The sequence below is a fragment of the Streptomyces sp. NPDC052042 genome, assembly GCF_044548345.1.
GTDB lineage: Bacteria > Actinomycetota > Actinomycetes > Streptomycetales > Streptomycetaceae > Streptomyces.
The window spans coordinates 46,307-56,934 of the sequence record NZ_JBIUBU010000033.1 but is presented as its reverse complement, the minus strand read 5'-3'; the positions used below and the strand labels follow the sequence as shown (position 1 = coordinate 56,934).

At 73.5% G+C, this 10,628-nt stretch carries 7 protein-coding genes; 4 read left to right on the top strand and 3 right to left on the bottom strand.

What is annotated here, in order from left to right; genetic code table 11:
• The 3 genes from ACIHCL_RS33040 to ACIHCL_RS33030 all read left to right on the top strand — a co-directional run.
• On the top strand, positions 1-350 hold a 350-nt coding region (locus ACIHCL_RS33040; protein ID WP_399867827.1), incomplete at its 5' end, for an electron transfer flavoprotein subunit alpha/FixB family protein.
• A 345-nt stretch (positions 351-695) separates the two neighbouring features.
• Entirely contained in the window at positions 696-1,838 is a 1,143-nt protein-coding gene (locus ACIHCL_RS33035) for a glutamate--cysteine ligase (protein ID WP_399867825.1), read from the top strand.
• 312 nt (positions 1,839-2,150) lie between these two features.
• Positions 2,151-3,215 (top strand): biotin/lipoate A/B protein ligase family protein, encoded by a 1,065-nt coding sequence (locus tag ACIHCL_RS33030; RefSeq protein ID WP_399867831.1) that lies wholly within the window; start codon positions 2,151-2,153, stop codon positions 3,213-3,215.
• 86 nt (positions 3,216-3,301) lie between these two features.
• On the opposite strand, the gene ACIHCL_RS33025 is transcribed toward ACIHCL_RS33030, so the two are convergent.
• The 3 genes from ACIHCL_RS33025 to ACIHCL_RS33015 form a co-directional block, all read right to left on the bottom strand.
• The gene (locus tag ACIHCL_RS33025; RefSeq protein WP_399867824.1) at positions 3,302-4,591 is read right to left on the bottom strand and encodes a glycosyltransferase 87 family protein; all 1,290 of its coding nucleotides are present in this window, start codon (positions 4,589-4,591) and stop codon (positions 3,302-3,304) included.
• Positions 4,592-4,943: 352 nt separating this feature from the next.
• A complete protein-coding gene (locus tag ACIHCL_RS33020) occupies positions 4,944-7,484 on the bottom strand; it encodes a SpoIIE family protein phosphatase (protein ID WP_399867822.1) in 2,541 nt (846 codons plus the stop codon).
• Positions 7,485-7,850: 366 nt separating this feature from the next.
• Positions 7,851-9,317 carry an amidase gene (locus ACIHCL_RS33015; protein WP_399867820.1) on the bottom strand — a complete coding sequence of 489 codons (1,467 nt, stop codon included), beginning with the start codon at positions 9,315-9,317 and terminating at the stop codon, positions 7,851-7,853.
• A 357-nt stretch (positions 9,318-9,674) separates the two neighbouring features.
• On the opposite strand from ACIHCL_RS33015, the gene ACIHCL_RS33010 reads away from it, so the two are divergent.
• Positions 9,675-10,463 carry a hypothetical protein gene (locus ACIHCL_RS33010; protein WP_399867829.1) on the top strand — a complete coding sequence of 263 codons (789 nt, stop codon included), beginning with the start codon at positions 9,675-9,677 and terminating at the stop codon, positions 10,461-10,463.
• The last annotated feature ends 165 nt before the right edge of the window (positions 10,464-10,628 follow it).

The following is a 10,628-nucleotide window of genomic DNA, read 5'->3' as shown; positions in this document are numbered from 1 at the left end:
CCGGCGGGCGCGGGGTGAACGGTGCGGAGAACTTCGCGGTGATCGAGGCGCTCGCGGACAGTCTCGGTGCGGCGGTCGGTGCGTCGCGTGCCGCGATCGACGCGGGCTGGTACCCGCACTCCGCGCAGGTCGGGCAGACCGGCAAGTCCGTCTCCCCGCAGCTGTACATCGCCTCGGGCATCTCCGGAGCGATCCAGCACCGGGCGGGCATGCAGACCTCCAAGACCATCGTCGCGGTCAACAAGGACCCCGAAGCCCCGATCTTCGACCTCGTCGACTACGGCGTCGTCGGCGACCTCTTCCAGGTCCTGCCCCAGCTCACCGACGAGATCAAGACACGCAAGGGCTGACACCCCCACCCCTTCCCCCCAGTCCCGGTCCGGGGCCGTGTGACACACCCCCGTCACACGGCCCCGGACCCTTTTTTCCTGCCCGCAGGACATGCCTCATTTCCCGCCCGCGGGACACGCCTCCGCCGCAAGGTCCAGCGGCACATGCCCGCTCAGGAGGCGGCCTGGCCAGCCCGGCGCGAACATGCAACCCTGACCCGGCCCCACCTTCTCCGACGCACCGTCAGCACGCGCCCTCACCAACGTGATCCGGGCCGCGGGGCGGTTCCTCGCCCGGACCGGTCACGTCGACACCAGCTTTCTGATGCGAGGAAGCAGCTCCGCCCCGCAGAAACGGAGTCGCATATGGCACACGGTCGCACCAACCCGCCGAACGCGCACGACGACGCCCCGCTCACCTTCGGCATCGAGGAGGAGTTTCTCCTGCTGCACCCGGAGACGAGCCGTCCGGCGGCACAGGCGCCGCTCGTCCTGCGTACCGCCGCCCCGGCCGCCGGCACGCTGACCGAGGAGATCACCCGGTTCCAACTGGAGGCCGCCACTCCGGTCTGTCACTTCGCCGACCAGGCCCACCGTCATCTGGCGGCGGCTCGGCGGGCCCTGGCCGAGGCCGCGGAACGGCACGGACTCGGCCTCGTCGCCGTCGGCTGCGCCCCGTACGACACCCCCGTACCGCTGCCGCTGGTCGACAAGCCCCGCTACCGGCGCATCAGCGACCGGTTCGGCGGCCTGGTGGAGTCCCACACCGTGTGCGGATGCCACGTCCACATCGGCATGCCCGACCTGCCCACCGCCCTCGCCGTCTCCAACCACCTGCGCCCGCACCTGCCCACTCTGCTGGCGATGAGCGCCAACTCCCCTTTCTATCAAGGGCGGGACACCGGCCACGCCAGTTGGCGCAACGTCCTCTGGTCCCGCCTCCCCTCCGCCGCTCCCCCACCGCTGTACCGCACACCCGACGACTACCACCGCGCCGTCGACGCGTTACTGAACTGCGGAGCCGCCCTCGATGTGGGAATGGTGTACTGGTTCATCCGGCCCGCCCCCCGCCTGCCCACCCTGGAGATACGCGTCGCCGACGTGGCCGCCACCGCCGAGGAGGCTCTGCTGCTCGCCCTCCTCGTCCGGGGACTGGCCACCGCCGCCCTCCAGGCCGTCGCGGAGGACCGCCCCGCGGCCGAGGTGCCCGACCGGGTCCTCCGGCTCGCCCTGTGGCGGGCCGCCCATGACGGTCTGGAGGGCCACGGCGTGGACACCGCCACCGGTGCCCTCACGCCCGCCCGTGCCCTGTTCGAGCGCATGGTGAAGGCCGCGCTGCCCGGACTGGACGCCTGCGGCGACACGACCGTCGTCACCGGCCTGGCCGACCGGCTGCTCCGCTGCGGCAGCGGGGCCCATCGCCAGCGGGCCGCTCACGCCCGCGAAGGCCGGATCAGCGACGTCACCGCCCTGCTCGTCGAACAGACCCGCACTCCCCTGCCCGCGTAGGCCCCCTCGGCCATGTGAGACCCCTCCCCGTGCGGAACCGCGCCGGGACCGCACCGAGGCCGTACCGGGACCACGTCGAAGCCGCGTCGCGGCCGTGCCGGAACGCGGCGGGAGCGCACCGCAGCCACGTGGCCGGCCGGCCGAGCCCCCGGCGGAACTCGGCCGGGCCCCGCGCCCGCTCATGGCGCCGAGCGGCCGTCCGGGTCGCACCCCGCGCGGATTAGACTCCACCGCGATGGCGTCGTGCGGGTCGGCGCCCGCGTACGCGGGAGTCCGCGTACGCAGAAGTCCGCCGGTTCTGGAGGCATGGCTGTGCACGGTGAGTACAAGGTCCCCGGCGGCAAGCTCGTCGTCGTCGATCTGGACGTCGAGGGCGGGGCGTTGCGGAACGTACGGGTGGCCGGGGACTTCTTCCTGGAGCCGGACGAGGCGATCCTGGCGATCGACGCGGCGCTGGAGGGCACTCCGGCCCATACGGACACCGCCGGTCTCACCGCGCGGATCGACGCGGCCCTGCCGGCCTCGACGGTGATGCTGGGCCTCACCTCCGAGGGCGTCGCCATCGCCGTACGGCGGGCCCTCGCGCAGGCCACCGAGTGGAGCGACTACGACTGGCAGCTCATCCACGAGGGCCCGCAGTCCCCCGCCCTCCACATGGCGCTCGACGAGGTCATCACCGCCGAGGTGGCCGCAGGCCACCGCCCGCCGACGCTCCGGGTCTGGGAATGGGCCTCGCCCGCCGTGATCATCGGGAGCTTCCAGTCCCTGCGCAACGAGGTCGACCCGACCGGTGCGGAACGGCACGGCGTCACGGTGGTCCGGCGGGTATCCGGCGGCGGTGCGATGTTCGTCGAGCCGGGCAACACCATCACGTACTCGCTGTCCGTCCCGGACTCCCTGGTCTCCGGCCTGTCCTTCGCCGACAGCTACGCCTATCTCGACGACTGGGTGCTCGGGGCGCTCGGCGACATGGGCATCAAGGCCTGGTACCAGCCGCTGAACGACATCGCCACCGAGGTCGGGAAGATCGCCGGTGCGGCGCAGAAGCGCATCGTGGGCCCCGGTGGCGGGGCCGGTGCCGTGCTGCACCACGTGACCATGTCCTACGACATCGACGCCGACAAGATGCTCGAGGTCCTGCGCATCGGCAAGGAGAAGATGTCCGACAAGGGCACCAAGAGCGCCAAGAAGCGCGTCGACCCCCTCCGCCGGCAGACCGGCCTCCCCCGCACGACCGTCATCGACAACATGATCGAGTCCTTCCGCAGGCGCTACGGCCTCGCCCCCGGCAAGGTCTCGCCGGAGGAGATGGCCAGGGCCGAGGAGCTCGTGCGCACCAAGTTCGGCACGGCCGAATGGACCGCCCGGGTGCCGTGACGGCCCCGGCGACGCCTCGCGGGCCGCACATGGCGTGCGGCGCGCGAGGCGGTGCCGGTGAGGGCCCCGCCGACGGGGCCGACTCGCTACAGGTCGCTGGTGCCCGTCAGAGCCCGCTCGCCCTCAGGCTGCTGCGGCACACGGGACCGGGCCGCGCCGGCACCGGGCCGCGTCCCCGACGCCGCCTCCTCAAACTCCGCGGGCCGCTCCGTCGACAGACGGGCCGCGAACCGGGGCCAGGCGAAGAGGACGACGGGGAAGATGGCATAGCCGATGCGGGTGGCCGGGGACAGCACGATCGCGAAGAGCAGTCCCAGCGCCAGCCTGTCCGCGGCCGCGACGGGGTTCCGCGGCGGGCGGACCAGCAGTGACACACCCACGCCCAGGGCGCTCAGGGCTATGAGCACCACCGTGACCGTCTGCCCGTGCGGCACCAGGGTCACGATCAGGTGCCCGAGCAGCGGACTCTGCGCGGTCGACGCCGCCGCGCCCAGACCCAGCGGGTAGAGGACCACGTTCTGGTAGAAGGCGTCGGTGTCCGCCAGGGCCACGGGAACGGTGCACAGCACGGCGATCCCGACGGCGAGCACCGCGCTCCTGACGGCGGCACGCCTGCCGCAGCACACCGCGAACAGGGCGACGACCACCGGGATCGCCGGCCAGGCGGTCCACTTGAGCGCGGCGGCCGCGCCGAGCGCCAGACCGGCGCCCAGGTCGTTGCGGCGGTCCGCATAGGCCAGGGCCAGGCAGATGAGCCCGATGACCGGCGGGTCCACGCCCCCGATGGTCAGCGGCAGCGCGACGACGGGGCAGGCGACCAGCCAGAACACACCCGTCACGGCGGAGGGGACGGCCGTGCCACCCCGGCCGTCCCCGGTACCGCGCCCCTTGACCAGCACCCGTACCGCACCGATCACGGCCGCCAGGAAGCCGATCGCGAACCAGAGCCGGGCGCTGGTGAACGGGGTGTCGCCGAACAGCATGTGGGGGATGCCGAAGAGCGCCATTCCGGGAAGGTAGGGGTTGAAGTCCGGTACGACGTGCGGTGTGCCGTTGTAGGCGGTCCCGGTGGAGAACAGCAGGTCGGCCGCCCGCTCGACGACTCCAACCTCCATCTGCGCCTTGCCGCCGACGGTGAGGTACAGCAGGGGGGCGACGACCGATCCGGCGGTGGCGACGACCGCGGGCACCCGGGACCAGGGCGCCGAGAACAGCGCGACGACGGCGGCGCAGCCGTAGCCGACCGCGGCGGCCACGCCCCACGCCTCCTGCGCGGTGCCGGGGGGCGAGGACAGTCCGACCGCCAGCGCCGAAACCGCGGACACCAGCAGCAGCGGCCAGTCCCAGCGCCACTTCCGGCGCGTGGCCGCGCCCACGGAGCCGGAGGCGGCACCAGAAAAGGAAACGGAGCCGGAATCCGGCTCCCGCTTCGGAATCTCCTTCGGCATTCCTTCACCAGCCCCGGTCGGATATTCGGGCGCCGGACGCGACACCGTGCGCACATGGGCGCGCACGGCGCACGAACTGATCACATGGGGGGAAGAAGGAGATCATGCACGGGACTATACTCACCGGCCGCGCAGCCACCTGGCCACGCCCATCCGCGGGCGGCACCCGCGACCGGGCCCGGCCCGCCCCCTCCGGTCGAGGAGCACGTCCCGGCCAAAACCCGCACGACGCCGGACCGAGACGTGCGGGTTCTGGCCGCGACCGTGATCGGGGGCGGGGTCAGGCCCCGGCTCCCGGAAGCTCCTGCTCGGTCCAGATGACCTTTCCCTCGGCTGTGTAGCGGGTGCCCCAGCGGCGGGTCAGCTGGGCGACCAGGAAGAGGCCGCGACCGCCCTCGTCGGTGGTCCTGGCGTGCCGCAGCCGCGGAGAGGTGCTGCTGGTGTCCGAGACCTCGCAGATCAGGACGGCTTGGCGCAGCAACCGCAGCCGGATCGGACCGGTGGCGTGTCTCAGGGCGTTGGTGACCAGTTCGCTCACGATCAGCTCGGTCGTCATCTGCAGCTCCTCCAGGCCCCAGCTGCGCAGGACGCGGGCGGTGCGCGCCCGGACGTCGGCGACGGCCGCGGGATCGGAGGGCGCCTCCCACGAGACGACGTGAGCGGTGTTCAGCTCGTGGGTGCGGGCGAGCAGCAGGGCCACGTCGTCGGGCTGCGGGACGGGGAGCAGTTGCTCGACGACCGAATCGCACAGCGCGTCGAGGGGAAGTCCCCGCTGGGCCAGGGCAGCGCCGAGGCGGGACATGCCGAGTTCGGGGTCCCGGTCCCTGCCCTCGATGAGCCCGTCGGTGTAAAGGGCGATGAGGCTGCCTTCCGGCAGCTCGATCTCCGCGGTCTCGAAGGGCAGGCCGCCCAGCCCCAGTGGCGGCCCGGGGGGCAGTTCGGGGAAGCCGACGCGCCCGTCCGGGGAGACGACGGCGGGGGGAGGGTGGCCCGCCCGGGCCAGGGTGCAGCGTTGGGTGACCGGGTCGTAGATCGCGTACAGGCAGGAGGCGCCGAGCACGGTCGTGCCGCCCTCGGCCTCCGCCTCGCTCAGGCGGAGCACCAGATCGTCGAGGTGGGCCAGGAGCTCGTCGGGCGACAGGTCCATGTCGGCGAGGGTGTGGACCGCGGTGCGGAGCCTGCCCATGGTGGCGGCGGCGCCTATGCCGTGCCCAACGACATCGCCGACGACCAGGGCGACCCGGGCGCCGGAGAGCGGGATCACGTCGAACCAGTCTCCCCCGACGCCGTCCTTGGCATCCGCCGGGAGGTAGGCGGACGCCACCTCCAGGGCCATCCCTCCGGGGAGGGTGTGCGGGAGCAGGCTGCGCTGCAGGGTCAGCGCCGCGGCGTGCTCGCGGGTGTAGCGCCGGGCGTTGTCGACGCTCATCGCCGCGCGCGCCACCAGTTCGCGGGCGGGCAGCACATCGTCGGGTTCGAAGGGGACCAGGTTCACCGAGCGTACGAAGGTGGTCAGCCCGAGGATCGTGTCCCGGGCCCGCATGGGCACCGCGATGAGGGAGTGGAGCCCGAACTCGCGGATGCGATTCGCGCGCTCGGGCTGCTCGATGGTCATCAGGTGGCTGAGGGATCCGAGGACCGGGATCAGGACGGGTTCGCCGTCGGCGAGGAACCTCGCGTCGTACGGCGGCGGCACGAAGTCCACCGGATCCCCGATCCGGCAGACCGCCTCCGGGACGCCCTCCCGCACCGAACTCATGGCCGCGCGCCGCATCCTCGGCCGGGACGACGCGTCGCCGCTCGTGCGGGCGGCCCCCTTGCCCGGGAACGATGGGGCGGAGAGCCCCGTGGACGCCTGTCCCGGCTCGCCCGGCCACAGCCCCGGTTCGCCGGGGGAGGCGACCGGTTCCAGCAGGTCGACGAGGACCAGGTCGGCGAACCTCGGCACCGCGAAGTCGGCCAGTTCCTGGGCGGTGCGCATGACGTCCAGGGTGCTGCCGATGCTGGCTCCGGCGTCGTTGACCAGGGCGAGACGCTGCTGCGCCTTCCACCGGTCGGTGACGTCCATGACCATGTAGCAGATGCCGGTGACGTTGCCGTCACCGTCGGTCAGGGGGAAGAACGAGGTGGAGTACGCGCGCTGGCGGTGCGGGTCGGCCCAGCTCCAGCCCCGGTACTCGTAGTCGATGACGGGGACGTTGGTGTCCAGCACCCTGCACATCAGGGTCTCGATGGCTTCCGCCTCCAGTCCCGGGAGCACGTCGCTCATCCGCCGGCCCAGGCGCTGCTCGCGCGGGACGCCGCCGATCCGCTCCAGGGTGTCGTTCAACCACACGCAGCGCAGATCCGGGTTCAGCACCGCCACGCCGATCGGCGAGTTGGTCAGAAAGGCGTCCAGCACGGACTGCCCCACCGCCCATTCCGCCCTCCGTTCCCGGGCAGAGACCAGGAACGTCTCCCGGCCGTCCAGCCGGAAGGAGGCGGAGACCCGCAGATCCACCTCGATCGACTGCCCGTCGCGCCGCCGCACGTCGCCGACCCCGGTCCATCCGACACCGGCGCGGCACCGTTCGGCGATGCCCGCGACACGCACCGGGTCCTCGGGCATCGCGAGCAGGAGCGCGGCGGGGCGCCCGACCACCTCGGCGGCGCGGTATCCCAGGAGGTCCTGTGCGCTCTGTGTCCAGCCGACGACCGCCCCGGTTCCGCAGACCACCGCCGTCGCGTCGTTCGCGGTGTCGAAGGCGGCGTGGAGGGCGTTGAGGAAGCCGGGCTGCGGCGGTTCGGCTCCGGGCGCGGACTGCGGACCCGCGGACGCCATACTGGTCACCACCCATCCACTCCGGTCCCCTCCATCGTCCTGCCTGCGGCGCTCCGGTGCGAACGTGCACGGTTCCCCCCGGGGTGCGGGAACGGTGCGCGCGGACGGGCGACGGACGTGACCGGTGTCTGCCGTTCGGCGGAGGTCCCGCGGGTGCCGTGCGGGGGCGTGCACCGGGGGCGGCAAGGGGCGTGTTCCAGGGGCGGGAAACGGCAGGGGCGTTCCCGGCGAGCGCCGCTCGGCGGCGGGCCTGCCCGCTGGGCCGGATCACCTGGTCCGTGCCCGGTGGTCCGGTCGGGTGGCGCCGTGGCCGGCGGGCCGACCGGCCGTGGCCGAACGGGGCCCGCCGTGAGGGACGCGGGAGGGTCACCGGCCGTCCTCGGCCGGCGCGGCGACAGGCGGCCGGAACTCGTACCAGCGGCGTTCGGCCTCCAGTTGGGCGGCGAGCGAGATCAGCCGCTCCTCGCTGCGGGAGGGGCCGAGCAACTGGGCGCCGACCGGAAGTCCGTCGGCGGTGAACCCGGCCGGTACGTTGACGCCCGGCCATCCCAGGACGTTCCAGGGCCAGGCGTACGGGCACGCCTCGGCCATCGCCATGTCGGTGCGCCAGGCGCTCAGCCCGTCGAACCTGCCGATCGGGGGCGGGGGCAGGGCGGTCGTCGGGGTGAGCAGCACGTCGTATCCGGTGGCCGCGCCGGGTGTGCGGAAGAACGCGCCGATCCTGCGGTGCTGGTGGACCTCCCGTCCCCTGGCCGCGCGCACCACCCGGCCGCCGAGCCGGGTCCCGGTGTGCAGCGCGCTGCGGGTGCGGGGGTCGAGGAGGGCGGGGTCCGGGTGGCGGGCGGCGAGTTCGGCGATGCCGGCGGTGGCACGGGGCACGAAGCCGAGACCGATCAGTCCGTATCGGGGCCGGGCCTCCTCGACGTCGTGGCCGAGGAGGGCCAGCGTCTCGGCCAGGACGGTGACGGCCCGGCGTACGTCGGGGTGGGGATCGGCGCGGGTGAGGGTGAGCGGGGGGCGCCAGGCCAGGGCGATACGCAGCCGGCCCGGATCGCGGCGGGCGGCGTCCGACGCCTCGACGGCGGGCGGGCGGTGCGGGTCGTCCGGATGGGATCCGGCGACCGCGTCGAGCAGCAGGGCGGCGTCCGCGACGGTCCTGGCCAGCGGTCCGTTGACGGTGAGTCCCTGGAAGGCGTCGCTGTGCGGGTGCACGGAGATCCGGCCGCGCTGCGGTTTGATGCCGACGAGGTGGGTCCAGGCCGCGGGGATCCGTACGGAGCCTGCGCCGTCCGACCCGAGGGCCGCGGGCACCAGTCCGGCGGCGACGGCGGCGGCGGATCCGCCGGACGAGCCGCCGGGTGTGTGCCCGGTGTTCCACGGGTTGCGGGTGGCGCCGAAGGCGGCGCCCTCGGTGAACGGCCACTGGCCGAGTTCGCAGGAGTTGGTCTTCCCGACGATGACGGCACCGGCGGCCCGCAGTCGGCGCACGGCCTCGCTGTCGGCGGGGGCGGACGGCAGATCGCCGCCGCAGCCGAAGTACGTGGGCATCCCGGCCACGTCGGTGTCGTCCTTGACGGCGACCGGGACTCCGAGCAGCGGCAGCCGCTCCCCCGCGGCGAGCCGGCGATCGGCGTCGGCGGCTTCGGCGAGCGCGGCCTCGGCGCGCAGTTGCCGGAAGGCGTTGAGGGTGTCCCGGCTCGCCTCGATGCGGGCCAGGGCCTCGGACACCAGCCGGGTCGAGGTGGTACGGCCCTCGGTCAGCTCCCGCACGCTCTCGGTCAGCCCGATCGGGTGAGTCCGTCCGGTGGATGTCACGGCTTCCGTTGAGGACATGGGCCGCCCGCCTTCCTCGTTTCCGCGGGTGCGCGCCGCGCCCGCACCCGAACGCGCTTACCGGAGGGTAACCAGTTCTGGACGGTCCGCTCAACCGTTCGGCGTGGGCGGCCCTCGCCGGGGCCGTGGAGCACGCGCCACTCGGCCCTCGCCGAGCGGCGCGCGATGTCCCGTACGACCGGTCTCCGGGCCGGGGCCGCCGGTCCGCGCGCGGACCGCGTACGGCGCTCGCGCCGGGCCGCGCTTCCCGGGCGGGCATGCGCCGTCGCGCACCGCGCGCCGCGCCGTCGTACGCTCGGATCGATCGGACCGCACACCTGAACGGGCCCCGAGGGGTCGGTGGAGGGAGGCGCCGTGATCACCACCCGACGCACCGGCACACGCCGGACCGCCCTGGCCGCGGTCCTGGTGGCGGTGACGGCGTTCACGGGCGGGGGCGTCTTCGGAGGCGGCACGGCCCGGGCGGACAACGGCATCGACACGCTCTCCGCCCAGCAGATCGCCGACCGCTCCCGTGACGCGCTGCTCGGCGTCCGCTCCCTGCACTTCCGTGCGCGTGGCGATCTCGGCGGCCACGACCCTTCGGTGGAACTGGACCTCGCCATGGACCGGAACGGCAACTGCGACGGTTCGGTGGACCTCGGCGGCGGGCAGGGTTCGGTCCGGATCGTGAAGCGCGGCGACGACGTGTGGGTCAAGCCCGACGCGGCCTTCTGGAAGAACCAGGTGCCGAACGGTGGCCCGGCGTACGCCGCGATCCTCAAGGGGCGTTATGTGCGGGGCTCGGCCAACGACCCGAGGCTGCGCGGTGTGGCGCACGCGTGCGATCTGGGCCGTCTGCGGCGGCTGGTCGTGGACAACGCGGAGAACGACCGCGGAACGCTGAACAAGGGCAGGCGCACCACGCTCGACGGGGCCCCGGTGGTCCCGCTGACCAGGCTCCGGGACAGCCGGACGCTGACGATGTACGTCGCCGCCACCGGCCGGCCGTACCCGCTGCGGATCACGGTGGAGGAAGAGGGCCGGCGGGCGCACGCGGTCGCGGACCTCTCGGCCTTCGGCGTGCCGGTGCCCGCGGCCACGCCGCCGCCGGGCAAGACCTACGACATCAACGCGCTGCCGATCCGTTCGACGGTGCCCCTGTGACGCCGGGCCGCCCGCTGAGCACCACGTACAGGACCGGCGACGAGACCGGCCCGACCGCCCAGCCGTAGACCGCGAGCGGTGCCGGGAACGGGATCAGGCCGTCGGCCGGGAACGAAAAGCTGAAGCAGGTCTGCGAGGACTGGTGCCGTGACCGGCGATGTCTGC

What these genes read in the sequence shown, in the direction of transcription:
- ACIHCL_RS33020 (WP_399867822.1), bottom strand. Translation starts at nt 7,484, where the DNA reads ATGGCGTCCGCGGGTCCGCAGTCCGCGCCCGGAGCCGAACCGCCGCAG.
- ACIHCL_RS33015 (WP_399867820.1), bottom strand. Translation starts at nt 9,317, where the DNA reads ATGTCCTCAACGGAAGCCGTGACATCCACCGGACGGACTCACCCGATC.
- ACIHCL_RS33035 (WP_399867825.1), top strand. Translation starts at nt 696, where the DNA reads ATGGCACACGGTCGCACCAACCCGCCGAACGCGCACGACGACGCCCCG.